The sequence below is a fragment of the Patescibacteria group bacterium genome (assembly GCA_041665345.1).
Taxonomy (GTDB): Bacteria; Patescibacteriota; Patescibacteriia; order PEXW01; family PEXW01; genus JBAYJA01.
This window is the reverse complement of the sequence record JBAYJA010000002.1, coordinates 176,677-202,647: the sequence shown is the minus strand read 5'-3', so window position 1 is coordinate 202,647 and position 25,971 is coordinate 176,677. Positions and strand designations below refer to the sequence as shown.

The 25,971-nt window shown below is 51.5% G+C and carries 20 protein-coding genes, 1 tRNA gene and 1 other RNA gene; 12 read left to right on the top strand and 10 right to left on the bottom strand.

The window, feature by feature from the left end; genetic code table 11:
* The 4 genes from WCV85_04770 to WCV85_04755 all read right to left on the bottom strand — a co-directional run.
* Positions 1 to 554: glycosyltransferase (locus WCV85_04770; protein ID MFA6474166.1), on the bottom strand; the 554-nt coding region annotated here is incomplete at its 3' end.
* 7 nt (positions 555 to 561) lie between these two features.
* Positions 562 to 1,950 carry a sugar transferase gene (locus tag WCV85_04765; protein MFA6474165.1) on the bottom strand — a complete coding sequence of 463 codons (1,389 nt, stop codon included), beginning with the start codon at positions 1,948 to 1,950 and terminating at the stop codon, positions 562 to 564.
* 61 nt (positions 1,951 to 2,011) lie between these two features.
* Positions 2,012 to 2,581: RNase P RNA component class A (gene rnpB, locus WCV85_04760), an RNA gene on the bottom strand.
* 85 nt (positions 2,582 to 2,666) lie between these two features.
* The gene (locus WCV85_04755) at positions 2,667 to 5,255 is read right to left on the bottom strand and encodes a cation-transporting P-type ATPase (GenBank protein ID MFA6474164.1); all 2,589 of its coding nucleotides are present in this window, start codon (positions 5,253 to 5,255) and stop codon (positions 2,667 to 2,669) included.
* A gap of 194 nt (positions 5,256 to 5,449) precedes the next feature.
* Here WCV85_04755 and WCV85_04750 point away from each other — a divergent pair, with 194 nt between their 5' ends.
* The 5 genes from WCV85_04750 (at position 5,450) to WCV85_04730 (ending at position 15,778) form a co-directional block, all read left to right on the top strand.
* The gene (locus WCV85_04750) at positions 5,450 to 5,731 is read left to right on the top strand and encodes an HU family DNA-binding protein (protein MFA6474163.1); all 282 of its coding nucleotides are present in this window, start codon (positions 5,450 to 5,452) and stop codon (positions 5,729 to 5,731) included.
* An 880-nt stretch (positions 5,732 to 6,611) separates the two neighbouring features.
* Complete coding sequence (locus WCV85_04745; GenBank protein ID MFA6474162.1) at positions 6,612 to 11,306, top strand: SpaA isopeptide-forming pilin-related protein; 4,695 nt, start codon at positions 6,612 to 6,614, stop codon at positions 11,304 to 11,306.
* Positions 11,307 to 11,315: 9 nt separating this feature from the next.
* Positions 11,316 to 12,020 (top strand): class D sortase, encoded by a 705-nt coding sequence (locus WCV85_04740; GenBank protein ID MFA6474161.1) that lies wholly within the window; start codon positions 11,316 to 11,318, stop codon positions 12,018 to 12,020.
* Between the two features lie 661 nt (positions 12,021 to 12,681).
* Positions 12,682 to 14,121 carry a CAP domain-containing protein gene (locus tag WCV85_04735; protein MFA6474160.1) on the top strand — a complete coding sequence of 480 codons (1,440 nt, stop codon included), beginning with the start codon at positions 12,682 to 12,684 and terminating at the stop codon, positions 14,119 to 14,121.
* Positions 14,122 to 14,461: 340 nt separating this feature from the next.
* A complete protein-coding gene (locus tag WCV85_04730; GenBank protein MFA6474159.1) occupies positions 14,462 to 15,778 on the top strand; it encodes an Ig-like domain-containing protein in 1,317 nt (438 codons plus the stop codon).
* Between the two features lie 44 nt (positions 15,779 to 15,822).
* On the opposite strand, the gene uppP is transcribed toward WCV85_04730, so the two are convergent.
* Positions 15,823 to 16,638 (bottom strand): undecaprenyl-diphosphatase UppP, encoded by an 816-nt coding sequence (gene uppP, locus WCV85_04725; protein ID MFA6474158.1) that lies wholly within the window; start codon positions 16,636 to 16,638, stop codon positions 15,823 to 15,825.
* Between the two features lie 2 nt (positions 16,639 to 16,640).
* Here uppP and WCV85_04720 point away from each other — a divergent pair, with 2 nt between their 5' ends.
* Entirely contained in the window at positions 16,641 to 17,075 is a 435-nt protein-coding gene (locus tag WCV85_04720; GenBank protein ID MFA6474157.1) for a divergent PAP2 family protein, read from the top strand.
* Between the two features lie 136 nt (positions 17,076 to 17,211).
* Complete coding sequence (locus tag WCV85_04715) at positions 17,212 to 17,667, top strand: hypothetical protein (protein MFA6474156.1); 456 nt, start codon at positions 17,212 to 17,214, stop codon at positions 17,665 to 17,667.
* Positions 17,668 to 17,768: 101 nt separating this feature from the next.
* On the opposite strand, the gene mutM is transcribed toward WCV85_04715, so the two are convergent.
* The 4 genes from mutM to uppS form a co-directional block, all read right to left on the bottom strand.
* Positions 17,769 to 18,683 (bottom strand): bifunctional DNA-formamidopyrimidine glycosylase/DNA-(apurinic or apyrimidinic site) lyase, encoded by a 915-nt coding sequence (gene mutM, locus WCV85_04710; protein MFA6474155.1) that lies wholly within the window; start codon positions 18,681 to 18,683, stop codon positions 17,769 to 17,771.
* Between the two features lie 3 nt (positions 18,684 to 18,686).
* On the bottom strand, positions 18,687 to 19,130 hold the full coding sequence (locus WCV85_04705; protein ID MFA6474154.1) for a CBS domain-containing protein: 444 nt from the start codon (positions 19,128 to 19,130) through the stop codon (positions 18,687 to 18,689).
* A 5-nt stretch (positions 19,131 to 19,135) separates the two neighbouring features.
* A complete protein-coding gene (locus WCV85_04700; protein MFA6474153.1) occupies positions 19,136 to 20,128 on the bottom strand; it encodes a hypothetical protein in 993 nt (330 codons plus the stop codon).
* A gap of 68 nt (positions 20,129 to 20,196) precedes the next feature.
* Complete coding sequence (gene uppS / locus WCV85_04695; protein MFA6474152.1) at positions 20,197 to 20,898, bottom strand: polyprenyl diphosphate synthase; 702 nt, start codon at positions 20,896 to 20,898, stop codon at positions 20,197 to 20,199.
* Between the two features lie 85 nt (positions 20,899 to 20,983).
* On the opposite strand from uppS, the gene WCV85_04690 reads away from it, so the two are divergent.
* Positions 20,984 to 21,059: transfer RNA gene (locus WCV85_04690), tRNA-Pro, on the top strand.
* Between the two features lie 49 nt (positions 21,060 to 21,108).
* On the opposite strand, the gene WCV85_04685 is transcribed toward WCV85_04690, so the two are convergent.
* A complete protein-coding gene (locus WCV85_04685) occupies positions 21,109 to 21,684 on the bottom strand; it encodes an MFS transporter (GenBank protein MFA6474151.1) in 576 nt (191 codons plus the stop codon).
* A 58-nt stretch (positions 21,685 to 21,742) separates the two neighbouring features.
* Here WCV85_04685 and WCV85_04680 point away from each other — a divergent pair, with 58 nt between their 5' ends.
* From WCV85_04680 to WCV85_04665, 4 genes are all read left to right on the top strand, one after another.
* Complete coding sequence (locus WCV85_04680) at positions 21,743 to 22,510, top strand: inositol monophosphatase family protein (GenBank protein MFA6474150.1); 768 nt, start codon at positions 21,743 to 21,745, stop codon at positions 22,508 to 22,510.
* A 7-nt stretch (positions 22,511 to 22,517) separates the two neighbouring features.
* Complete coding sequence (locus tag WCV85_04675; protein ID MFA6474149.1) at positions 22,518 to 24,305, top strand: phospho-sugar mutase; 1,788 nt, start codon at positions 22,518 to 22,520, stop codon at positions 24,303 to 24,305.
* A complete protein-coding gene (locus WCV85_04670) occupies positions 24,296 to 24,778 on the top strand; it encodes an HIT domain-containing protein (GenBank protein MFA6474148.1) in 483 nt (160 codons plus the stop codon). Before WCV85_04675 ends, WCV85_04670 begins: the two co-directional genes overlap by 10 nt.
* Positions 24,779 to 24,872: 94 nt before the next feature.
* The gene (locus tag WCV85_04665; GenBank protein MFA6474147.1) at positions 24,873 to 25,925 is read left to right on the top strand and encodes a hypothetical protein; all 1,053 of its coding nucleotides are present in this window, start codon (positions 24,873 to 24,875) and stop codon (positions 25,923 to 25,925) included.
* The last annotated feature ends 46 nt before the right edge of the window (positions 25,926 to 25,971 follow it).

The window sequence follows — 25,971 nt, the reverse complement described above, 5'->3', positions numbered from 1 at the left end:
GGTGGGTAGATGACCGTACTCTCTCGGCGGTAGTACTTCTGAATTCGCTTGGCCACGAACTGTGAATTGGCAATGAAGTGATCCACCCGATCTGCAGCTTGTTTGTCCCACACCCGCAGGTAGTTGAGCGCAAGGGGAAGAAATTTCCGAACCATCCGTGGCACGCGAATTTCATTTGCGTAGGTATGCGCGTCGCTCCACAGGTAACGCGTGGGCGTATGGCAGTAGCAAATGTGAAGTGCTCCTGGTGGCACAATCACGCCTTTGGCAAAGGCGGAGGCATCCGACAAGACCACATCATACGAGGTGAAGTCAAAGCTCTCAATTGCCGCCGGCATGGCCAGGAGGTACCACTTGTAGTACTTCTTGCCCCACGGCAGACGTTCGATAATCGAAGTGCGCAAATGCCAATTGGCAAAACGGTCACCCACCCTTTTTTGGTCGTGCACCAACGTGTACACCGGCGCGTCGGCGTACAGTTCGTGCAGCGCTTCCAGTACGCGCTCCGCGCCGCCAAGCTGGTTTAAGTATTCGTGGACAAGAGCAACGCGCATAGAGGTGCTAGACAGCTGCTCGGCGAGAGAAAACCGCGCCTGGAGTTCGGAGGAGAATCATGACATCCATAGCAAAACTCCAGTTCTCAATGTAGGTAATATCCAATTGCGCTTCTTCATCAAAGCTCAATGCTGCTCGGCCGCGCACTTGCGCCATACCGGTCATCCCTGGCCGAATGGTCAGGAGCTTCCGGTGCCAACCAGCGTACTTCGCCACCTCTTCTGGTTCGTGCGGCCGTGGGCCAACCAGGCTCATTGAACCCAGCAGTACATTCACCAACTGTGGAAATTCATCCAAGCTGGTCTGCCGCAAGAAACGGCCCACGCGGGTAATCCGTGGATCATTTGCCATTTTGAAGAGTGGACCATCCTGCCGTTCGTTCTTCTCCATGAGTGTGGGTTTCAGCGCATGCGCATTCCGAATCATGGACCGAAATTTCAGCAGCGTAAAAGTCTTCCCTCGTTCGCCCACCCGTTTGAGCTTGGCGAAGACTGGTCCCGGGCTATCCAAAACAATCAGCAGGGCAATGATGAGAAAAAATGGGGAGAGGATGATGAGCCCCATACCGGAAACCAAAATATCAAATGTTCGCTTCCAAATTTTTCCCCACCCATCCAGACGAGTCCGCTGCACTTCTACCACTGGCGTGCCAAACAAGGTGGACACGCGCAAATGCCCAGCATGGGTGGCGAACATATCTGCCACATACTGAAAACCCAAGTGGTGGAGCTGCGCCGCATTGAGCAAGGCAACGACGTCTGCTTGCGGCACATCTGTTGCAGCTAGGAGCACGGCATCGGGTTTTTTCTCTTGCAGCACCGTACCAAACTGCAGCTGGGTGGAACTCCCAAAATCTGGCAACCGACCAACGCACTGGTAGCCTTCACCGCGACCTTGGTACAAATCATTTACAATGCGGTCAGCCAGATCACCAGAGCCAACGACCAGCAGTCGCTGCAGGCCAACGCCATTACGTTGCATGACCTGCACAATCCACCGCACCAGCAAGCGCCCAAAAGCAACAAAGAGCACGCCCAGCAGCCAGCCAACGAGAATGATGAAGCGAGAGGAAAAAAGTTCTCGCCGGAAGAAGATGGAAAAAATGACCACGGTCATGGCCGCGGCAGACGCCACAATCACCCGTCCAATTTCCGCAATGGCGTAGCGCTGGCGCAAGGCGTACAACCCAGCCATGGCCAGACAGAGTACCCAAATAATGCCAATGGCAAAAACAAAAATGACGTACTCCTGAAATGGGAGTTCCGCCACGACTGGTCGCAGATTCGCCACCGTCCCGCTGAAGCGCAAGCTATACGCCGCACAACCCGCCAGCACCACCATAACAAAATCCAGGGGTACCAACACTGCGGCAGTGATGAGCTCAAGTCGTCGCATGGAAAATGAATCTGAACGAAAGTGCAGGAAACGCCATGCGCTACTGTATGGTGTTGCCTGTTGCCAAAGCCAGCCGATAAGCCGAATTCTGTTCGTAGCGCTCAACTTGCATCGAGTACCACGTGACGACTATCTCTCTGGGATCTGCATTGCTGCAAACCTCTAGCAGCCAACCCGCCCTGTACCAGAACCTTACGGCTCGGTGCAGGGCCTACTTGGCCTTGCACTGGAGAGGGTTTACCGTTTCCTACCTCACGGTAGGATGCTGTGGTCTCTTACACCACAATTTCACCCTTACCTGTTCCCAGCACGTTTCCGTACTGAGCCATCGGCGGTATCTTTCTGTTGCCACTCCTCAGGTGCTTTCGCACCTCAGGCGAGGTCCCACCGAAGTGGGGCACTTTCCCTGGGCTTCATCCATTCAAGAACTCGCGAGGACTCCTTGGATGGCCTACTCCCGGTTGCCGTTAGCAACTCTCCGTGACCCCGTTTCATGACTTCGGCTGGCAAGCACCTACAGACTTGTAGGCAGCTCGCCGGCCGAAGCCAGGCGTAGGTCGGTGTTCGGACTTTCCTCCCTCCGTAGCCCGAGCAGAGCAAGGGCGTAGGAGGGCAGCCGTCTAGCTGACTTTGGCCTGCTTACCGTACAATATTCTGCCTTCCATGTCAAGCATACGCAAAAACTTTTTTCGTGGGTTTACGTTGCATAGACACGCTTAACGAGAAACTGACGATGCGTTCTTCACTGCAACAGGCGCAGTCTGCTTGTGCAATGTTCGGACGTACACTGCCTTCACAATTTCCGTCAACGCAAAGTACGCCAAAACAAAACCAATAATGAGTGCGAACTGTGGTGCGGTGGGTGGAACCATATGGAAAACATTGGCGGCAAACGGCACAAATGGAATGAGCAGCGTTAGACCCGCAGCAGCTGCGGCAATCCACAGCACAACCCCAGCAGGTCTCCGCGCAAAAAGTGCTGGCCGAAATGTACGTATGGAGAAGACGAGCACCAGCTCTGTGAGAATGCTCTCAATCAACCAGAGGCTTCGCAACTCTGTTTCTCCAAAGTGCCGGAAGGTTGCAAAGGCTAAGAAGTCAAACAACGTACTCACCAAACCAAGAATGAGACAGTAGAACGCAAGCTCACGCAAATGCAGTCGCACTGGTTTTGCCGTATCTTCTGGCTCCACTCGGTCAGCCGCGACAGCCATGAGGGGTAAATCTGTCAGGAGATTTGCCAAAAGAATTTGCAGCGGTAACAGCGGCAAGAATGGGACGAGTAAAGAAATGCCAGCAATGCCAAAAAAATTCCCAAAGTTCCCAATGAGCGTGTAGCGCAAGTACTTTGTGATGTTCGCGAAAATACCACGACCCTGTTCAATCCCGCGGATGATAACGTGCAAATCTTTTTCCAAGAGCACCACGTCGCTCGCATCTTTCGCCACATCAGCTGCGCCTTGCACCACCATAGCGACGTTTGCCAATTTCAAAGCTGGGGCGTCATTCATTCCCTCACCCAAAAAGCCAACAGACGCCCGGGTCTGGAGCGTTTCAATAATCCTGTACTTCTGCGTGGGGGTCACCCGTGCAAAGACCCGCGCTCGCCTCACAACCTGCTCAAAGCCAGCACCGTGCAGCGTATCCAATACTTCACCGGAAACAATATCATCTGGCCCATGCGGTAGCTGTAACTTCTTCGCAATACTCCCGGCCACAGCCAAACTATCTCCAGTAAGAATTTTCACTTCCACTCCCAAGGCCGCGGCCTTTGCCAGTGTATCCACAGACGTTGGTTTCAGCGGATCAGCAAAAGCCACCATGCCCAAGAACGTCAGGCCAGCTTCATCATTCTCATGGTACTCTGGCCGCTTGCTCACTGGCCGAATTGCCACACCTAGCGCACGGTGCCCGGCCTCCCCAAATGTAGCAAGGACCCGAAGAATTTCTGGTCGCGCTTCTTGCACCGGAACCAGACCATGCGGAAGCTCAACATTCTTGGTGTGATCCAGGAGCACTTCTGGTGCACCGCGCACCACCAACCAACGAGAACCGTCCGTTCGTTCAAATACCACACTCGATCTTCGTCGCTCAGGGTCAAAGGGAATGCGGGCAACAATACGTCCGCGGAGTACGGGTTCACCTTTCCGCTGGACGTGCCGAAGGGCTCGGTCAAACGCTGCCGCCTGCGCATCATCACCAGCCGAAAAACCTGCAGCCATCCACGCCACAACATTTTCCGGACTCGATGCAAAAATATCTTCAACCGTTAATCGATTTTGGGTTAACGTTCCCGTTTTATCAGTACACAGAATTTCAATTTGCCCCAGGTCTTCAATTGCGCCCAGTCGCTTTACCACCACTTTTTCCTTGGCTAGCCGCAGAGCACCCCGAGACAGGGTAATGGTAATGACTGTGGGGAGGGCTTCTGGTATCACACTCACCGCAAGCGCAATGGAGAAAAGGAAGAGCTCGCCAATACCCAAAGCGCCGTTGAGTGCGTACCGCGAAACGAAAACGATCGCCAGAGTGATCCCAACGACCAGAAGCATGAATTTACTGAACTTGGCTAAATTCTCATCAAAACTTGAATGCCGAACTGTTTGCGATGTCAGTTTTGCAATTTCCCCCAAAACGGTTCGTCGACCCGTGGCAATGACCACCCCAACTGCCTCGCCAGCTGCGACCGTGGTTCCCATGAAGGCCACGTTCGTTGCGCGTTCAGGAGTACTTATGGAAACACTCATTGCAGTGGTTTGCTTTGCAACCTGAACCGATTCGCCAGTTAACACTGATTCATCCAATAGAAAATTCTTCACTTCACACAAACGAATGTCAGCAGGTACCACATCACCCGTCCGTACAAGTACAATGTCACCCACAACAACCTCTGACCGTGAAATGACGAGCTCTTTCCCCCCGCGACGGACAACCGCATGATCGTGCACAATAGTCTGCAGTTTCTGCAAGTACTTGGCGCTCTTGTACTCCTGCACAAAGCCCAATACCGCGTTTATGACCACAATCACAGCAATGGTAATAGCATCCACAAACTCACGAAGTATTCCCGATACAGCTAAAGCCACAACTAAGAGAAGAACCATTGGGGAACGGAATTGCCTGCCCAAAACCACCCACCCTGAGTGGTCGGTAGTATGAATGGTATTCTCCCCATCACGCCCTAGCCGAATTCCCGCCTCTGTGCTTTGCAAACCTTGCAAAGTTGTCCCCAAGGCTTTCAGCACTGCCGCAGGCGCTTGATTAGCAGACAATATTGTTCTTTTTGGCTCCTGCTTTTCCTCCATATATACAAGTATACGCCATCTTTTTATGGTTATTTTTATGCTAATATTAGCCATTTATTGAACAACTTTAGTTATCCACAGTTTAAGGATCAAAGAAAATCCTCTGATTTTCTTGCCGATTTCTTGACCCACCCTGAAAAAACCTAGGAAATTTGCTATACTATTTCCATATCGTCATTTAACCCCATGCAACCATGGCAAAAGGCTTGAGCAAATCGGCCTTCATCGCCCTCTTGGCGGAGAAGTCCGGTCACAGCAAGAAAGAGGTAACCACAATGTGGGACCTCATCGTTACCACGGCATACGCCGAAGCAAAGAAGGGTGAAATCACCCTCCCAGGGCTCGGGAAGCTTATGAAGAAGCACCGCGCTGCTCGCAAAGGGCGTAACCCAGCCACCGGCGCTGAGATCCAGATCCCAGCCAAAACCGTGGTGAAATTCCGGGTTGCAAAGGCGGCTAAGGACTCAATCCTTTAAGCTGTTTATCATGCAAAACCCCCTTAAACAAGGGGGTTTTGTTATATTTACTGACTCCGCGTCCTTAGCCGTCCTGAGGAATCTGCGACGAAGGACCTTTAAAAAAAGACTCAATTCTCTAAGGAATAGTACGGTTTTTAAAGAAAGAGGCCTTCACAAGTGAGGGTCTCTCTCTTTTTGTATGTCTTTGGCCGTCCCGAGTCTTTCGAGGGACCTTTATGAGCAACTCAATCCTTTAAGCTTTTCATCAAGCAAAACCCCTTTATAAAGGGGTTTTTTTATTCACAAACTCTATGTCCTTAGCCGTCCTAAGAGTTCGACGATCAAAAAGCTAAAAAAGATTCAATTCTCCAATAAATCATCTAGTTTTAGCAAAAATTTCAATTTATGAGTCTCTTTTCATTTCCGGTTGAGGGTTATTGGGTTGATTTATCCACAAGCAAAAAGGTTACAAAACCTTAAAAAATATCTTGATTATGTAAATTTTAATGAGGATGATACAGAAAGAATGGTTAAAGTCTTGGGAATCAATCCGAAAATCAAACTCTTGACATACGTGTAAATATTTATTCTAATCATTTGACAAATTGCACTCGTTTTGTAGGATTTAGCTAACTTAGTGTTAACTCAAAAAGATTGCTTCTGGAGGGGAGGAATCTTGACAAATATCCGTCGGCTTGCTAAACATAGCTGTTACCCACATGCAAACCGAAACCTCCAACCAAAGCGTTCTACAGTCGTAAACCAACCGATCTCTGGTTCGTTGGGTTTTTGCATAAAATCGACAATTTTTCGCCCCTGAAGGCGCTTTATCGACACTCACTCATCACCCTTTCTCTTTCTACAATTGCAACAAGTTTCAACCATTTCCAAGACCCCTATGAAGAATCTCTTCACCAGTCAGTCCTTTCCCTTGCAACAGCCGAACTTCCTGAAACCTCGGGTGCTGAAGCGCCGGAGCTGGAAGACGCTCAATATCCTCTCAACGCTGGCAATTGTGCTAAATACCGGCATGGTTGGGGTGTTTCTGCAGCCGCAAACCACCCAGGCAGCCACACCAAACCCAACTCCAGTAACCAACCCTGTCCTCGGGCAAGCCTGTGGACTGGATATCGCACTCGTGATTGACAGCTCAAGCAGCATTAGCAATAGCGAGCTGACCCAAATGAAGAACGCCTACAAAGCCTTTGTAGATGCTTTCTTGCCTGGTACGCCAACGCAAATGAGCGTGACGGAATTTGATACGACTGCTACTGTCCGCCAAGGTTTTACAAATAACGTTACCTTGCTAAAGAATGCCATTAACAGCGCAAACAGCAGCGGTTTTACAAACTGGGAAGACGGGTTGCTGAAAGCCTGGTCCACCTTCGACCCCCGTCCGGCGAAGCAGAACCTCATCCTCTTTGCCTCTGACGGCAACCCAAACCGGAAAGGCACCGCCGGTACCAGCGTATCAGAATCTGCAGCCCTGGCAGCCGCAGTAACCCAGGCGAACACTTTCAAGACTGCCGGCACCCGGATTGTGACCTTGGGCATTGGCGACGACTTGGATGTGAACAACCTCAAGGCAATCTCTGGATCTAATGTGAATACCGGCGTCACTTCTGACGTCATTACCACCGACTTTGCTTCTCTGGCCGGCACCCTGGCCACGTTGGCGAACCAACTCTGTGGCGGAAAAATCTTGGTGCAGAAACAATTCGACACCAATGGCGATGGCCAAGCCGATGTGACTGGTAGCCAAGCTGATCCCCTACTGGCAGACTGGACCTTTGATGTGGACGGTACGCCCAGCAATCCCGCAGCCCAAACCACCACGAACACTGGCAGCTTGGAGTTCTCAGTTCTGACGGGCACCTACAGTGTTACCGAAACCAATCAAACTTCTGGCACCCAATTCCTGTCCGCACAGTGTTTCCTGGGGACGCAGCCAGTTGGCCAGCTGAACCAACAGACCAAGAGCATAACGGGTTTGAACCTGAGCAACGACCAGACCATTGCGTGCACCTTCCTCAATCAGGTTGCACAAGCAACGCTGACCGTGCACAAGAAAGTGGATCGCAATGCAGACGGCCTCATTAACGATCTAGACGGTGACTACCACAACCCGCAAGGCTGGACCTGGGACGTCGTGCAGGGCACCCAGAATAATGCAGGTGGGGCGATTATCCAGCTCCCAGCTGGCACGCACACCATCACCGAAGATGGGTACCCAAACTTTCACGCGACTTGGCTTTGCCGCAACGTCTTGGTGAACGAACCTGACATTACCGGCACGGGCACGAGCTTCACTTTGCAGCTCCCTGCAGGTGGGTCGTACTTCTGTGCGTTCACCAACACCCATGATACCGGGCTAGTCCATTTCAATAAAGTCGTGGTTGGCGGAGCAGCACAGGACACCGATTTCGTCTTCACCACGGATGGTCGCCAGTTTACCGATGGTCAAAGCGGCACGTTCCTCACCGGCACGTACCCACTGACTGAGTCTGGCGTTCCTGGCTATAGTTTGACCGCAGCGTCTGGCGCCTGCAGCTTGGGCCAAAATGGTATTACTCTGAACGTCACCAAGCATGGCGGCACTTGCACCATTACCAATACACGCGACGCCGGAACCCTCATCGTCCACAAGGACGTGGTCAACCCAGATGGTGGTACAGTTAATGACACCCACAACTTCACGGCTCGGGTGAACGGCGCAAACCCAAAAACCATCGCTGAAGGAAACGAAGCAACCTACAGCAACCTGGCCACCGGCACCTACACGGTAACCGAGGATACCGACGGAAACTACACCTTCGTGAGTTTTAACCATGACTTGGATCTGAACACCGCGGGTGCACAGGTGAGCATTACCAAGGGTCAAACCACCCACCTCACCATCACGAACAAGCAGAAGAAAGCGACGATCACGATTAGTAAAGATGTACGGAATGCCCAAGGTGGCAACGTTGCAGACAGCACTGCTTTCAACGTAACCAGCAATGCGGGCAACTTCAGCATTAGCGAAAATACGCCCAAGGTACTCACCGTCAACCCTGGATCGTACACCTTTGCCGAGAGTAACCCCAGCAACTACACCGTCCACTCCACTAACCCCAAGACCTTGACCGTGGCCAGCAACGGCAGCACCAGTTACACCTTCGTGAACTGGCAAAAAGCCGGCAGCATTGCGGGTAAAAAATTTGAAGACAAGAATGGCAACGGCGTACGCACTGCTGGTGAAGACTGGCTGGAAGATTGGAAAATCTACTTAGACCTCAACGGCAATGATCGCTGGGACAACGGTGAACCGTATGACTATACGGATCACGATGGTGACTACTACTTTAGCAACCTCATGCCAGGCACGTACACCGTCCGTGAGGTACAGGAATCTGGATGGATCCAAACCGCTCCGGTCAACGACGAACATGTGGTAACCCTCACGGTGAATCAGGATGTGGACGGCAAAGACTTTGGCAACTTCAAGCTGGGCAAAATTTGGGGCTTTAAGTACGAAGACCTGACGGCCAATGGCGATGTGAACCACAGCGACGTAAAAAAAGATGGCTGGACCATCTGCTTGAATGGCAACACCTGTGTTGTCACTGGCGCTGGCAACTGGTCAACCGGCTATTACGAATTCACGGGCCTCCCGGCCGGCACCTACCTGGTCACCGAGCAAATGGTCTCAGGTTGGTACGCAGTGAACCCTGTTCTTGGACACCAAGTCACGGTTACCTCTGGAACCAAGACGCAGAAAAATTTCTTAAACTTTGAAGGGTTTGACCTGACCGTGAACAAACTCATGGATGCGGACGGGAATGTAGCAACCACTGCAGACCGCACCCTCACGCCTGGTTGGACCTTGGAAGTCTGGAAAAATGGTTCCAAAGTAGACACGCAAGTGACTGATCAAAACGGTGCCTACACCTGGACGAACCTGGGCCCGGGCGAATACCGTGTCATTGAGAAGTTCAACGGCAGCCTGTACCAGGCCTTACTGTCAGACAACGTTATTACCCCCAACTGGAGCGACGATGACAGCAGCAAAGATGAAGCGGAATTTGACGCGGTGAGCGGCACCAACGTGCAGGTGAGCTTCGTCAACTACCGAAAAACTGGCACCGTGAGCTTTGACAAGGTTGTGGTTGGTGGAACGGCGAAAGACACGGACTTCATTTTCACTGCCAATGGGCAGCAATTCAAGGATGGTGACCAGGTGGCAATCCCACTGGGTACCTACACACTGACTGAATCCGGACCAAAGGGTTACAGCTTGCAGTCTGCCAGCGGTGTTTGCGCCAAGGATGCCCAAGGGGTTATTACCCTAACCGTTACCGAGCAAGGTGGGACCTGCACTGTGCAGAATAACTTTCCGGTACTGACCCTGGAAAAAACCGCCAACGCCGCAACGGTGGGTGGCAACCAGGACGTGACCTACACCATCCACTGGTCAGTCGCGTCCAACTCGGCGCTGGCGACCAATGTGGTTGTGGCTGACGCCATTCCCGCACACACCAGCTACGTTGCCATGACTTGTGGTACGACCACCGGCACCTGCACCATGGCCCAGACTGGCACGCCAGTTGGCGGTGTAACCTGGAACCTGGGTACCCGAAACCCGGGTGACGCTGGCACGTTGACCCTGGTGGTCAAGTCTGCCATCTCCATCCCAAATGGCACCGTAATCCCAAACCAAGCCAGCATCAAGAGCGATGAGCTTGATCCCATCTTCGCGCAAGTCAATATTACGGCGGTAACAGCACCCCAACTGCAAATTACCAAGACTGTTAATGCGGTCTTCGTGAACCCTGGTGACCCGCTCACCTACACGGTGAAGGTGAAGAATGTTGGAACCGACACGGCAGTGAATGTGACGCTGAACGATACCCTCCCCGCTGGCTTCACCTTTGCAGATGGTGGCCTGGCAACCAAGACCTTTGGTTTGGGTAGTCTCCTGGTAGGTGAAGAAAAAACCACGACCTACTTGGTCAACGTTGGCTCTGCGGTGGTCGCCGGTGTTTACAATAACCTGGCCAAAGCCAAAGCGGACAATGCCGCTGAAGTGCAAGCCAAAGTCGCTGTGGAAGTGCGTGTGCCACGTGTCTTGGGTGATACAACTGCACCGGTGCTGCAGCTGAAGAAAACCGTAAGCAAAGCAACCGTTGCGCCTGGTGACACGGTGAAGTACACCGTGGAAATCAAGAACACCGGTACAGGTGAAGCTGTAAACGTCATTTTACAGGACGTCCTGCCCCTGGGCTTTACTTTCAAAGGCAGCACGGATACCAGCAAAACCTGGAACCTGGGCAACCTGGCCGTGGGTGCAACCACAACGGTCACCTACGACGTAGTAGTGAGCAAATCCGTGCCCAATGGGAGCTACGAGAACCTAGCAATTGCCAGCGCGGACAACCATGGTAAAATTACCACCAGCGTCCCCGTGCAAGTGAAACGCGGCCGCGTGCTGGGCGAGAGCCTTGCCAGCACCGGAGCCAGCATGCTGGACCTGATGGTCGCTGTCGCTGGTGCCGGGTTGATCTCCTTCGGGGTCTTCCTCCTGCGACGCCGCAAAGAGGGTTCTCCTGCCTAACCAATCATCATGACGGACCAGCATCCTAGGTCCACAACGTATCGACGGAAGCTCACCCTCACGGTGGGCTTCCTCTGCGTTGCACTGGGGTTGGTCGTCCTGTCCTACCCGCTCTGGCCCATTCTTCGCTACAAACTTGCCGGCCCGGTGAGCACACCCGAGGAGCCGGTCTTCCCCTACCCTTCAAAACTCTTAGGAGATGACCAAACCCTCACTATCCCTGAGTCCAATACGAATTCTCCCAGCATTACGAACACAAACACCCCAAGGCCTGCAACCAAGCAGGTAAAGGCAAAAGTTCAATCGAACACTGTGCCCACCACAAACCGTTTGGTCATTCCCAAAATAGGCGTGGATTTGCCTATTGTGGAAGGAACAAACGAATCCAAAGCTTTGAACCTGGGCGCCTGGCACATTCCTGGTTCCAGCACCCCACCCGAAGGTGGGAATGTGGTGCTGTCTGCACACCGTTTCCGCTACCGTCCTCCGTCCAACCTCACGCTCTACTTACTGGACCAAGTGAAGCCTGGTGATATTATGATTATCTACTGGCAAGGAAAAGAATTCGACTTCAAGGTCGGCACCACCAAAGTTGTTCCCAGCACGCAGACTGATATCGTGGAACCAACTCTTACCCCGCAACTCACCGTCTTCACTTGCCATCCACTGTTCTCGACGAAGAATCGTTTGGTCGTGGTTGGAGAATTACTGTAAAAAAAATCAGTTGTAGAGCTTTAGAGCTGTAAAGCTATAAAGGTCTTTGAGGCGTCACGCATTTTTAACTAAATACTTAGTTAGGTCTGCTGAGCAAGCAAAAGAACCAACCCTAACCCCTCCTGTTGAACTGGATAGAAGGTTTGGGTTTAGACGCTGGATGGAAGAGGGGGATGCGGGTCAGGCAAGGGTATGGATGCTCGTGAGGGTAAACGGTTTGGAAGAAGGTCACCTCGCATTCTTCCACCAAACCCAAGACCTCCAACCGAACAAGCGTCCACATCTCTACCCATCCCAGACCCCCACCTTTCAACAATTCTCACTTCCAGTCCTGAGTCTACCGAAGTGCCGCTACACCCAAAACTCTCCCCACCCTCCAAACCATCCCCGATCGAGCTGCGGGTACGGAGGCACCGAGCCCAGAGCATTCTTGCCATCCCCCTCCCCTTTCGTATATTCGTAGTCTCTTTTCGTAATTCGTATCTCTATTTCGTAATTTCCCGCCACTTATTGCTTCTGAGAAGAGGAGGGCGAGATCCCGCCTCAGTGGCGGGACGTAACGACATTCGTAATTCGTATATTCGTATCTGTATTTCGTAATTCGTAACCTTAAGCTATACTTGACATATTGACGGCTTTTTGATACACTCACTTGCTTTGTATGACAAAGAAATCTGTAGCAAAACAAGAGCCACGTCGGTCAATTGCTGGGCACGTTGTGCACCACGCCAAGCATTGGTTTATTCCCCACGCCGGCAATAACCACCAGCCGCACGCCTTGCGACCGCGGGCGCTGCGTTTCTATGCCTACCTCATTCTGGCGGCAAAAATTTCCAGCGTGGTTTTCCTATTTGCTGCCTATCCAAACCAAGCAGAGTACAGCGCCTACACAGCCAGCACCATTCTTTCCCTCAGCAATCAGTCCAGACAGGAGAAAAAAATTGGCACGTTAACCTTCAATCCGAAACTTGCCGAGGCTGCGACCCGCAAGGCCAAAGACATGCTGGCCCGAAACTACTTTGCTCACACCACGCCCGACGGCAAGCGCTTTTGGACGTGGATAGATAATACTGGGTACAACTACTCTGTGGCTGGTGAAAATTTAGCGATTGATTTTACCTCACCCGAATCGGCCCATGCCGCACTCATGGCGAGCCCCAGCCATCGGGAGAATATTTTGAATACCCGCTACAAGGAGGTTGGCATTGCCGTGGTGACTGGTGAAATGGATGGGGTAGAAACCACGGTGCTGGTGGAAATGTTTGGCACCCAAGTGGCGCAGAAAACCCAGGTGGCAAAGGTGACCACGGTGAAACCAAAACCCAAGCCAACCACTCCAGCATTGCCCACCACAAAACCAACCGTCAAGCCAACCACCACAAAGCCGGAAGTGCGGGCTGAGCAAGTGACACCCCCCAAAGGGAACGTTATTCAGCAAAGTAGTGACTCCGTCACCGTAACTCCCAATGCAACGGTTGACGTGTGGGCAGAATTCAAAAATGCCGGAACCGAAACCTGGAAAGCTGATAGCCTGCGGCTTGTGACGACCCCAAGCAGCCGCACGTCAACCCTAGCTGATTCTTCCTGGGTGAATGCCACAACCGTTGGCACCCTTTCAACAGACGTCCCGGCAAATGACGTCGCCCGATTCGAGTGGAAACTGAAAGCTCAAGCCACGGAAGGCACTTTGACAGAAGCCTTTGCTCTGGTCGACGCCAGTGGGACAGTTGTTGCCGGCACCTCCCTACACCTGGCCGTGAACATCGCCACCCCAACCACGGTTGCCCAAACCCAATCTGACCCTACCCAGAAGGATATTCAGGCTGCGGAACCCACACGGAACGAGCCTGCGCCAACCGTCATCAGCAACCCAGCCGGGGCAGACTTCTTCAGTCGCATGCTCAATTTCTTCAATGATTTCTACCTGGCCGCTTTCTTCTTCCTAGGAATCGCCCTTCTGCTCAACATTGGGATCAAGTTACGGATTCAGCACCCCCATGTCATTGGCCAAACCATGGCCGTCATTGCCATTGCTGCCACAGCGATCCTCCTCAAAGGGCACTTCTTAGAAAAAATTGGACAGACGATACGGGTTTTGTAATTGCCAAATGTGCATTGACCCTGCGTGCTGGATTTGCTAAGGTAGTGGAGAAGAAAAATTAAACAAAGCATTGACCATTTGGAGGGTGGGCGCTCTGTGGCGTACTTAGTGCAATATTGACACCCAAAAGAAAAAATTGTGTAATATAAAACTCCTCAAAACCTGCGTGCGAAATTTCACGCATCCCTCCCCAAAAATAGCCATAAATTACTGGGCTAGTAGCGAACAAAAATCTTCAGCGAATACTTTGCGAATGTAGGCATTTCTTGCCTATGGCGAGTATTTGAAAAGATTTTTGGGCCACTACTAGCCTTTTCTTTTTCTCCAACTATCCCAAGCCATGAAAAAAATCCTCGCGACATTCCTTATAACAACCCTGGGGATAACCCTGCTAGGCCTTAGCCCACACCCTGTTCAGGCAGCTGACCCCACAGTGACCGGTCTGGCTATTTCCCCAACTACCGTAAGTCTCCAGGCTGGCCAAAGTACGGTTTTTACCCTCACCGCAACCCTCAGTGATGGGACAGCAGTCAATGTCACAGAAAACGCGGTTTGGAATCCAAATGGAGGCGGTTTCACGGGCATCCCAGGCCAGCGAGGAACGTACACGGCCGTGGCACAGGGCAGCTGGCTCCTCCAGGCAACCTATGGAAACGTCACCGCCGCAGCAACGATTGTGGTCACTCACGGCGCCCTCAGCCAGCTCAACCTCCTACCCAAGAGGGCAGATCTGACTGCAGATGGGGTTTTACCCATCCGGCTCTTTGGCGTTGATAGTAATGGAAATGCCTGGGACGTCCTGGACACTGCGACGTACAGCGTTGATGATCCACAGGCCACGGTCTCGGCAGGTGGCTTCACACCACACACGGCGGGGACCTGGACCATTACCGCGATCCTGGCTGGCTACCAAGCAAGCTTGCCAGTAACCATCACGCCGGGGATGCTGGCGAAGATTGAACTGACACCTGCCCCAATTCCAACGTTGAACCCACAGGACACGACCACAGTCATTGCGAAACCGGTTGATGCGAAAGGAAATACTGTCCAAAAGAATCTCAATTGGAAAACCACCAACCCAGATGTCGCAACGGTGGACAAGCAAGGGAAAGTGACCGCCCGCAGCACTGGGCAGACGAACCTGGTGGTGGAGAGTGACGGCGTGAGTGCTGCCGAACCAATTGTCGTTCGCTCAGGTGAATCGGAAGCTGTAACCCCCACGAACGAGATTATTGCCGTCACCCGCCCCGAAAATCGCACACCTCAAGTAGCCGCCGAAGAAGTGGATCGAACGCCAACTAGCACTGACGAGGAGGAAAATCTGACGCCTGGTACAGCCACCGCTGCAACGACCTGCACCAATCTGGCGCACCCGTGGATTCTCGTCCTGGTTCTCTTGCAGGCAATTGTGCTGGCTGCCTACTTTGTCTGGCTCCAACGCCGGAAGTTGGCACTCTGGTGGCTCTTCCCTGCCCTGCTCACTGCAGCAGCGCTTATCACCTACCGCGTCACCATTTGCCAAGGCGACTACCTGTGGTGGCCGTGGACAGGACTGGGAATCAGTATCATCCTCTCCAGCGCCTACTACCAGCGCCAAGGCCTGAGTGAGGAGCCCCCACCACCTGACCAGCCAGTGGATAAAGGACCGACCTTCTAACCCAAAGCCCCGCTACGTAGCGGGGCTTTTTTGTATGATCTTCGTTACCGTACCAGCAAGTATACGACCAGGGCACCAGCGGCAATCATCCGGTACCACGCAAAGGCTGACAATGAATGGCGCTGCACAAACTTCAGTAAAAAACGAATGGCAATGTAGCCCACAACTGCAGAGGTAACCACCCCTAGCACGACATTAAAAACTTCAGCGCTCGACGGATTCCCCCGGATAATATCCGTAAGCTTCAACGCCCCCGCACCAGTGACCACCGGGATGGACACGAGGAATGCAAATCGCGCTGCTGCCACCCGATCCAACTTCCTGCCCAAGCCTGCAACAATGGTGGCACCAGACCGGGATATACCGGGAATAAGTGCCAGCACCTGCGCCAAACCTACGACCCAGGCTGTGGCATAAGAAACCTCAGCGTGTTGCTGCTGCCGGCGTGACCAGACTTCTGCTAGCCAAAAAGCAACCGCGCCAATGACCAATGTGATAACAACCAACCACAAATTCCGAGTGTTGTCTTCAATCCACTTCTCGCCAAGCATCCCGGCAATCCCAGCCGGAATGGAGCCCACAATGACCGTCCAGGCTTGCTTCTGCTTGGCGTCAGTTTTTACCTGCCAGGAACGGAGAGACCGAAAGAAGCCCTGGACGATTTCCACCACGTCACGCCAGAAGTAGACAATGATTGCGACAAGGGTGCCAACGTGCAAAGCAGCATCAAAGCGCAGGCTATCAAAAATCCCAGCATTTGTGATTTCATGAAACGCCAGCAAATGCCCAGAGCTGGAAATGGGGAGGAACTCAGTCAGCCCCTGAACGACACCTAGGAAAAAAGCATGTATACTGTCCATATATGGAATCCGGTTGGAGTTTACTCATCATACCAGTTGCCACGGCAATTGGCACGCAAGTGCTGAAGCTGGGTGTTGACCACATCAAAGGCAACCTGGATCTGAAGCATATGTGGGATAGCTACGGTGGCATGCCCAGCTCACATGGAGCTTTCGTTGCGTGCCTTACGACCATGGTAGGCTTTCACCAAGGAATTGGCTCAGCAGCCTTTGCTATTGCCGCCGTGTTCTCAGTCCTCACCATTCGTGACGCCATTGGCTTCCGGCGAGAAATTGGCGTGCATGGAAAAATCCTCAACCGCTTGGTTACCGAACACCCGGCTGCGCAATCCTCAACCTACCCAAAACTCTCTGAGCGCTGGGGCCACACGCCCTGGGAAATCACTGTTGGCAGCGCCATTGGGATTGCAGTTGGGGTAGTTGTGCAAGTATTCTAAGCTATAAAAAATGTGATATTGACGTTCTAAGCCTATATTGATAGGCTTGGCAATTGATGTACTTTACCAACCTGAAAGATGTTCATTTTCTGGAATGAGTATATGAAAAAACAAAAAAATATGGAGGATCCATCTTATGTTTGCACCCAAAATAACGAAGCATCTTAACACCATTCTTGTTGACTACGACGATCAGCAATGGCAGACAATCGATAAGGATAGATACGCATCTGTGGAATATGTGGAACTCCAGCACTTTCCCGTTCGAGGAAAGGGTAGAAATAATATCCGATTTCGGCTTGTACCTCCAAGATGTAAAAACGCATCTAATCATGCAGTAACCACCCAGCTGGCATACATGCATTGCCGTCTTCCTGATCGAGCTGAGGCTGAAACCGTTATACGAAGTTTAGCTCCAGAAATACTCCGCAGGTTCACTGTGATAGCGCTTGCAGGTGAGCGTTTTCAAGAAGAAGGCTTTTTTTGCCAGCCATACGTTGGCGGGAAGCAAGACGGTGTGTATTTAGCCTTAGATATGGTTAGTGGTCGTTGGGACAGGCGCCACCTTTTCGTGGCTATCGCAAGGGAATAAATTGACTCGTATTACAAAAAACCCTCTGAACAACTTTAGAGGGTTTTCTATTACGAATTAATAGAACTAAACTCAATTACTTACGTCTCTTATTCCACAGCTCACTCTTGGCACTTCGAACAGTAGTGCGTCCCCCGCCCACCCACGACAATCTTGCGAATGGGTGTTTTGCAAATCACACACGGCTCCCCTTTCCGTCCGTAGACTTTGTGATACCGACCAAACATCCCCATGCTCCCGTCAGGTCGGATGAATTCTCCGACCGACGAGCCGTGCGTGCGAATAGCGTGACGCAACACTTTCTGCACACTCTGGAAAAGCCGCAGCCAGTCTTTTGGTTGCAATGACCCCACCGTTCGGGTTGGCAAGAGCTTGGCAGCAAACAGTGACTCATCGGCATATATGTTCCCCACCCCGGCTAGCAATTGCTGGTCAGTAAGTGCTTGTTTGATGAGCATCCGCGGGCGCTTGCCCAGCGATGCTTGCAATACTTTTGCCGTAAAATCCTTTTCCAGTGGCTCAGGCCCGTAGGAAGCGACATCCTGCAAAGCAGCATGATCTCTGGTATGCACAACTCGCCAGGTGCCAAACAGCCGAATGTCATTAAAGTATAGAATGGTTCCATCACCAAATGTGCAGATGATGTGCGTATGCTTGGTAGGCAGCATTTCCAAGGGTGCGGTGGGTGTGTTGAGCAATCGGATAAGCAACTTCCGCTGCTTCGCTTTTTGCACAACTAATTGCCCAGCCATTTTTAAATGGATGAAAAGCGTCCAGCCACCGGACAACTGGATGCAAATAAGCTTTGCTCGCCGGGTTATACTCTGCACGCTTCGACCCTGCAGCACAGCTGAAAAGCGCCGCGCCTGGGCTGCGGTATGCGAGCGTTTTGGACTAAGTGTGCCCGGCCCAACGGAAACTAACTTTGGCCGTCGGACTTCAACCTTGCGAATGCGTTTCCCCACCAATCCCTGTAACCCCCGAACCACGGTTTCAACCTCTGGCAATTCTGGCATGCCTTAGGAAAGTTTCTGCTTAAAGACGTTCCGAAAAACCGCTGAACGTGTGAGTAAACCCACCACTTTGTCCCCATCTTGCACCACGAGGCGATGCACGCGGTGTGCGAGCATAATCGAGCCAGCCTGCATGAGTGGCGCATCCGGTGGTACGCAAATGACGTGGCGCTGCATAATCTGCTCAACAGGTAATGCAGCGACACCTGTTGCATTCTCTTCCAGTTCAGTTTCTTCTAACCACAGCTCTGGGTTGTCAGCAAACTGTGCCACGCTGGGGTACAGCGACCGGAAAATGTCTTTTTCAGAAAGCATGCCCACCAGCTTCCCGTGGTCAATAACTGGTGCACCGGTAATTTCTTCTTTCACAAAAAGCTGGACCGCGCTGGCAACGCTCTGCGAAGATTGCAGGGTGTGGAAGTCATGAACCATCACATCACGGACGCGCATAGGGTCTAGGATTCAACGTATGGAGTGAAAGAACGCGCAGCATCCACTAAGTCTTTTCCGTTGATTGGGCTATGGCTCGTCATAATGATGTACGTATCACCCTGTTGCCATTCAATAACCGATCGCCCTGAATCTTCATGGTAGTACGCATTTTCACCATTCACTTGAATGCGTACTCCGGACGTGTCTATTGGCTCATCAAGACCCTTGGTCTCAATAACTTCAAGTCCTTCCAAAAAATCAATGACTGGTGGGGGTGGGTAGGGATCATCCCCATAGTACATGAGTAAGCGATTTCCGGAGACCGCAATGACCGGTGTAAAAGTTTGATACTGGCTTGGTAGTACTGTAGGGGTGAAAATCGTAAATGGGAGCATTTCTTTTGCGCGGGTCAAAGTGGAAACCGGTTTCTCCGGTCGCGTGCCATTACGAACCGCAAACGCGCCTGCCGCCGCAGAAAATGCCATGCCAATGACCAATACCCAAATGATAAGCTTCTCCGTACTCCGTCTGATTGCCGTGAGTAATTCAAAACCGCAACCCAAAAACATACCCCCCAGCGTTCCAATGATAATCCAGAAAATGCCAAAATTCAGCCAGCTAATCCGGGTCCCGATGTTCAGCAGAAGAACGATGATACTGACCCAAAACCCAAAACTCAGCCACCAAGAAAATCGGCCATACCCGTAGTACCCAGTGATCCCCACTAACACGGCGACCACTAAGAGTGTGGGCGAACCAAAAACCACAAGTTTATTTAAGTTGTCGACTAAGTTACTGCTCGCATCTCCAAAATTGTAGGAGATGAGCGGCACCAGCAAGAACGCTGGAACGGCAATAAGCAGATAGACCACCATTGTGACCACCCAATTCCGGTTGGTACTCCGTTCAATTTTTGGCGCACTTCGTGCTTCGCGCGTCCCCAGGTCAACCGCAAGATTCATGACCTTTTGCCGCGAGGATTCCTGCTTGGGTTGCAACAGAGGATGGGTAATCATGGCACAGTCGCCAAAGCGAAAACCAGCTCCTCTAGTATAGCAGCTTCCAGTGGCTTACAACAACGTGCCTACGACCCAAAATTCCGCTTCCGCTGAGCAAAATCTGAATAAGCCAAAGTAATATCTTCCACAGCTAATGCGGGCCAATTCTTTTGGAGAAAGAAGAGCTCTGCATAGGCTGACTCCCAAAGCAAAAAACCTGATGTCCGCTGTTCACCGGAGGTTCGAATAATGAGATCAACGGGGGGTTGTTCTGGATCGTATAGATGTTTTTGAATATCCTCTGGAGTAATTTCACCCGAATTCTTTTCCACCAACGCATTCACCGCATCAACCAGCTCAGTTTGTCCACCGTAATTCAATGCCAAAGTTAGTGTGATGCCAGTGTTCGCTGCAGTAAGTGCAACGGCATCATGAATGACACGCTGCATCATATCTGAAAAATCCTTCAGTCGGCCAATAACCTTAAACCGAACATTCTCCTTATGCAATTCTCGCACCTTTTTTTCCATGTACATTTTCAGGAGCCGCATCAGTAAGGTCACTTCTTCTTTGGGACGATTCCAATTCTCATGAGAAAAAGTGAAGGCGGTCACAAAACGCGTCCCGGCATCCGCGGCCTGCCGTACAACCATACGTAAAACCTCAATCCCCTTTTGGTAGGCTTGTTCGTACGTTACACCCTGGTCTTTCGCCCAGCGCCGGTTCCCATCCATAATGACCCCAAGATGCACGGGCACGGCGGGGGTTGTCTTAGCGGTTTTCTCCATAGAATACGTACTTGCTACACTACGTTTCTTTTGACATTTCGTCAATATGGAGGTAGTGTTCGATAAGGAAATGAATAATGTATTCCGGGGTGTGGCGCAGTTGGTAGCGCGCAGCGTTCGGGTCGCTGAGGCCGTGGGTTCAAGTCCCACCACCCCGACCACAGCAATGAGTTAGCCAGTAGTTCCTCTTTGTAGACTAAGCAAAAAAAATTATTCCACGCTCTTTCTTCTTCGTTTCACCTGTTCCGCTGGCAAAAATAACGAAGTAATCACACTCAGCACCGAGATGGCAAACATAATGATGAATAACCACCGGAAGCCGACCAGGGTTGCTAAGTACCCACCAATCAACGACGCAATTGCGGTAACTATGTAGCCCATTGCCTCCCAATCTCCCCACTCTGACGCGGCGTGACCTTTGGAGACAAACCGTCCATACATCGCATCAAAAATCGGCGAAGCTACCGCAATACCCATGCCTAAAATAATCTGCGTTATGACCAGCGTGAATTGGTCATGGACAAAGATGTAGGAAAAACAACCAAGCGAAAGAAGGACGTACCCCAGGGTCAAGGCGTACTGCGGTTTTTTAATTTTATCTTCAATCTTGCCAAAGAGGTACAGCGCAACGCCGGAAGAGAACATGAACGCAAAGTAGGCCCAACTGGCGTCCAGAATGTCGCCACCAATGTCTTGGACAAAAATGGCGTAGATGGGTCCAATGAGCCCAATGGCCAGGGACCACCAGGCATCGGTAAGCAGTAAAATTTGTACCCCTCGTCGCATGTGGTAATGCTACCACAATCCACCTGCACAGAACATTATCTTCCTGTATACTTTAGTCATGATTGATCACGCCTTGCAGACCGCCCTTCGGGCCGCTCGTGTTGCTAGCATTCTTTTGCGGAAGAATTTTCCGCGGACGCAACGCGTGACCATGAAAGATCAGCACAATGTGGTGACGAGTACTGACCGAGCTTCAGAACGTGCCATCCTCAAAGTTCTGAAGCGAGCTTTCCCCAAGAGCAGCTCTTTTGCGGAAGAATCAGGTCATACTGGCTCGCACAGTCATCCCACGTGGATTGTGGATCCGCTGGACGGCACCACCAATTTCTCCCACCACTTCCCCTACTTTGGGGTTTCCATTGCCTTAGTACAAGATGACAAAATATTGCTGGGAGTCGTTGCTAATCCAATGCTCAGAGAAACCTACTGGGCGACTGCGAAAGGTCCAGCCTTTTGTAACGGCAAGAGAATCCATATTCATAACTGCGTACCAAGCCGTGCTGTTATTTCCATGAGCCGTGGAGGGAATCCCCAAAGCAAGCATCGAACTGCACTACTCCTACCAAAACTCACCAAAAAAATCCGCACCTTCCGCTTCCACGGAGCCGCAGCCCTCGAGCTCTGCGATGTCGCCATGGGACATGCCGACGGCTTTCTGGGAATTGACATGCAAGCCTATGATATTGCAGCAGGAATGCTCATTGCCCAGCGCGCTGGGGCAAAAATACTCAATGCACAAAGAAAACCCTGGTCGTTTTCCTGGAAGCCTTCCAGTGTAGCAGTGGGAAATCCTCTTTTGACCAAAACTCTCGCCAGCATTTTCTAACCCAACCATGTCACACACTGCCGCGCTCCACGTTGCACATGCAGATAAAAAAATTTCCTTTGGGACGTTCACGAACGTCACCACCTGGCTCACTGAAGAAAAGTACAAAGAATTCCGTACGGAAATTGAGAAACTCATCATGGCTGAAGATTGGAAGACACTGGAAGACAATTTCTTTACCGTGGTGCCATTTGGCACTGGTGGCCGGCGTGGCCGCGTAGGCATTGGCTCCAACCGGATAAACCGCGTCACCATTGGTGAATCGGCCCAAGGGTTGTGCAATTACGTTTTGGCAAACATCCCAGATGCCAAACAACGCGGCATTGCCGTGGCGTATGACACTCGTCTGACCTCGGTAGAATTTTCACGCTATGTCGCCGGGGTTATTGCAGCTAATGGCATTCCGGTTTTCCTCTTTGAAGGTCCCAGGCCAACCCCTGAGCTTTCTTTTACGGTTCGGCACCTCCGAACGGCTGCGGGCGTGGTGGTGAGCGCCAGCCATAACCCACCCACAGACAACGGCTTTAAGGTGTACTGGAATGACGGCGGTCAGATTGTCCCGCCCCATGATCTGGGCATAATGGAAGCGGTCGCAAAGGTGAAGGAAATCCTGCACGAAGATTTTGACCAAGCTTTGGCCAACCAGCGCATTCAGTACGTAGGCAAGCAGGTTGACGAAGCGTACTTTCAGGCAGTATTTAGTGAATCATTGGTCACCACCCGCTCGGCCAGGATTGCTTACTCCCCCCTCCATGGGACAGGAGTTGCCAGTGCATATCCAATTTTGGAACGTGCAGGCTTTAGTGTGGATCTGGTAGCCGAACAAGCCTCACCCGATGGCAATTTTCCAAATGTCCCAGGGAATATTCCCAACCCAGAAGTGCCAAGCGCAAGTGATTTAGTAACCAACCGAGCCAAACAAATTAACGCTGACCTGGCTATTACCACAGATCCAGATGCAGACCGTTTGGGCGTAGTTGCGCGTGATGCAGAGGGCGCGTACCACTTCTTGAACGGCAACCAAATTGCCTTTGCCCTTGGCGCGTTTGTCCTGGAGCAGTACCAAGCACAGCAGAAATTGAAACCCGAACACTTCTTGGTAAAAACTATTGTGACTACGGATGGATTAAGCGCACTAGCGGAAAAGTACAAGGTGCAAATCGAAGAAAACATCCTCATTGGCTTTAAGTACGTTGCTGAACTGATTCGGTTGCACGAGAATGACCGCATCTTCCTCTTTGGTGGTGAAGAGAGCCATGGCATTCTCAAAGGTAACTACACGCGGGATAAAGATGCTGCCGTGGCCGCACTGCTCTTCGCCGAACTGGCCTCCACCTGCAAAGATGCGGGAACTACGGTTGTTGACTACTTGGATGCACTGTACAAAAAGTACGGCGTCTTTACCGAAGTGCTGCAAAACATTATGTACGAAGGCGCGGCTGGCAACGAAAAAATGGCCTCGATTATGCAAGCGCTGCGAACCAACCCGCCCAAAACCATTGGCACGTTACCCATCTTGCGGGTGACTGACCGACTTTCAGGCGCCGTAACCGACCCCTCTACTGGCAAAAGTCTGGGAACCAACCCGGGCACCAAAGGCGACGTTCTCATCTACAGCCTACGGGAGGATAACCGGGTACGGGTGACGGTCCGCCCTTCTGGCACCGAACCAAAACTGAAAATCTACGTCCAGGTGCACGAAGCTGTAGCCAAGGGTGAACTTGATGCAGCCAAAGCGACTGCTGAGCAACTCGCCCAAACCCTGCTCACCGAAACGGCGAAGCTGTGCCAGTAGAAAATCGTCGCCGTTCCCTCTGGTTCAAAGTAAGTCTGAGTATTGGCGTTTTGCTGGCTGGCGTCGTTCTTGGCGCGTACCTGTTTCGGGATACTCAACCCCGGTCATTTTTGGCCATTGACCAATGCCAGAGCAACTGCCTTTCCCGCAAGGAGCTCTTGGGCTTACTTGGCTCCGTAGGTGTCCAAAAGGCTGGCTGGACCATTCCAAACGTAGTTTTGGAAACGCCTTTGAATGTGGCAATAACCCATCCGCTCCCCACCGCGCCAATTCACTACGTTATTATTCCCAAAAAAGATATTCGGAATATTGGGGAACTCAGCCCCGAAGACCAAACCTACGTCATGGATGCCTACGCCGTGGCGCAACAGCTTATTGAGCAGGACAAATTGGAAAAGTATAAATTCTCTACTCTGGGTCCAGGCTGGCAAGACGTCGCCTACCTGCACTTCCATTTGACCGCGGAAAAATAGCCTTGGATTGTCTCCACTCCTTTGGCCTTGACAAAAGGCTGTATTTTGCTAGGGTAAAACGAAAATCAAATTATCTTTGACAAAGGAGCTTTTTGTGAGTCGAACCACAAAAGTGCTGATTGGTATTCTTGCCATCAGTTTTTGCGCGGCTTTGGTAGGGCACTACGTGCTTCACCTCTTTACTGTATCATTCTTTACCGCTGCGACGGCACTTATTTTGCTGAGTAAGTTTCTGGGTGTAGGAACAGAGTCCCTTGCACATCATGTTGGCGAACATGTTGCTGGGTTCATCAATGTTACCCTCAGCAACCTTGCGGAAATCATTATTATGCTGGTTGCGGTCAAGGCGGGGAAAATTGCCTTGGTGCAGGCTGGTATTGCCGGCTCCATTTTTGGTAACCTGTTGCTAGTCATGGGACTATCTATCTACCTTGGGTGCAAGCGCAACGGAACCATGAAATTAAAACCCGGCATCACGGCGCTGTATATTAATCAGTTCTTTCTAGTGGGCGCGACATTGTTTATCCCCACAATGTTCAATGACAACATCCCTGAACACCGGCAGCTCTACCTTAGTTACATCTTGGCTGCCATGCTGCTCGTTGCCTACATTTACTACGTTGTTCTTGCAAAACGTGATAGCCGGCTTGATGAAGTGAAGAAGCAACACGAACACATTGAACATGAGCTAAGTAAAAAGGCGAGTATTATTGTCTTGGTCAGTACGGCAATTGGCGCTTTCTTCATGTCAGAGATACTGGTCGCTGATGTGGAACACGTGGCTCATAGCCTCCACCTCTCCGAAGGGTTTATTGGCTTCATGCTGCTCCCCATCTTAGGCAACATTGCCGAGCATGCAGTTGCCGTAACCGCTGCCAGAAAAGGCATGGCGGAACTCAGCTTATCCATCAGTGTTGGCTCAGCGAGCCAGGTTGGGATGGTGGTTGCACCTGCTGCAGTACTCTTTGGGTTCCTCTTTGGTAACCCGGTAACCCTGCACTTTTCCGCACAGCCACTTGAGCTCGTCATCCTCAGCTTCATTGGCGCTTTCCTTGTCCTCCACGATAACGAGTGGAAGCAAGGCGAAGGAGCGATGCTTGTAGCATTCTATATTGCTATGCTCATCGGCTTTGCATTTACCTCGTAACTTCAAATACCCCACTCTTCGGAGCGGGGTATTTTTTAAATGAAAA

Coding starts and splice junctions, on each gene's coding strand:
- WCV85_04765 (MFA6474165.1), bottom strand. CDS start 1,950: ATGCGACGACTTGAGCTCATCACTGCCGCAGTGTTGGTACCCCTGGAT.
- WCV85_04755 (MFA6474164.1), bottom strand. CDS start 5,255: ATGGAGGAAAAGCAGGAGCCAAAAAGAACAATATTGTCTGCTAATCAA.
- WCV85_04750 (MFA6474163.1), top strand. CDS start 5,450: ATGGCAAAAGGCTTGAGCAAATCGGCCTTCATCGCCCTCTTGGCGGAG.
- WCV85_04745 (MFA6474162.1), top strand. CDS start 6,612: ATGAAGAATCTCTTCACCAGTCAGTCCTTTCCCTTGCAACAGCCGAAC.
- WCV85_04740 (MFA6474161.1), top strand. CDS start 11,316: ATGACGGACCAGCATCCTAGGTCCACAACGTATCGACGGAAGCTCACC.
- WCV85_04735 (MFA6474160.1), top strand. CDS start 12,682: ATGACAAAGAAATCTGTAGCAAAACAAGAGCCACGTCGGTCAATTGCT.
- WCV85_04730 (MFA6474159.1), top strand. CDS start 14,462: ATGAAAAAAATCCTCGCGACATTCCTTATAACAACCCTGGGGATAACC.
- uppP (MFA6474158.1), bottom strand. CDS start 16,638: ATGGACAGTATACATGCTTTTTTCCTAGGTGTCGTTCAGGGGCTGACT.
- WCV85_04720 (MFA6474157.1), top strand. CDS start 16,641: ATGGAATCCGGTTGGAGTTTACTCATCATACCAGTTGCCACGGCAATT.
- WCV85_04715 (MFA6474156.1), top strand. CDS start 17,212: ATGTTTGCACCCAAAATAACGAAGCATCTTAACACCATTCTTGTTGAC.
- mutM (MFA6474155.1), bottom strand. CDS start 18,683: ATGCCAGAATTGCCAGAGGTTGAAACCGTGGTTCGGGGGTTACAGGGA.
- WCV85_04705 (MFA6474154.1), bottom strand. CDS start 19,130: ATGCGCGTCCGTGATGTGATGGTTCATGACTTCCACACCCTGCAATCT.
- WCV85_04700 (MFA6474153.1), bottom strand. CDS start 20,128: ATGATTACCCATCCTCTGTTGCAACCCAAGCAGGAATCCTCGCGGCAA.
- uppS (MFA6474152.1), bottom strand. CDS start 20,898: ATGGAGAAAACCGCTAAGACAACCCCCGCCGTGCCCGTGCATCTTGGG.
- WCV85_04685 (MFA6474151.1), bottom strand. CDS start 21,684: ATGCGACGAGGGGTACAAATTTTACTGCTTACCGATGCCTGGTGGTCC.
- WCV85_04680 (MFA6474150.1), top strand. CDS start 21,743: ATGATTGATCACGCCTTGCAGACCGCCCTTCGGGCCGCTCGTGTTGCT.
- WCV85_04675 (MFA6474149.1), top strand. CDS start 22,518: ATGTCACACACTGCCGCGCTCCACGTTGCACATGCAGATAAAAAAATT.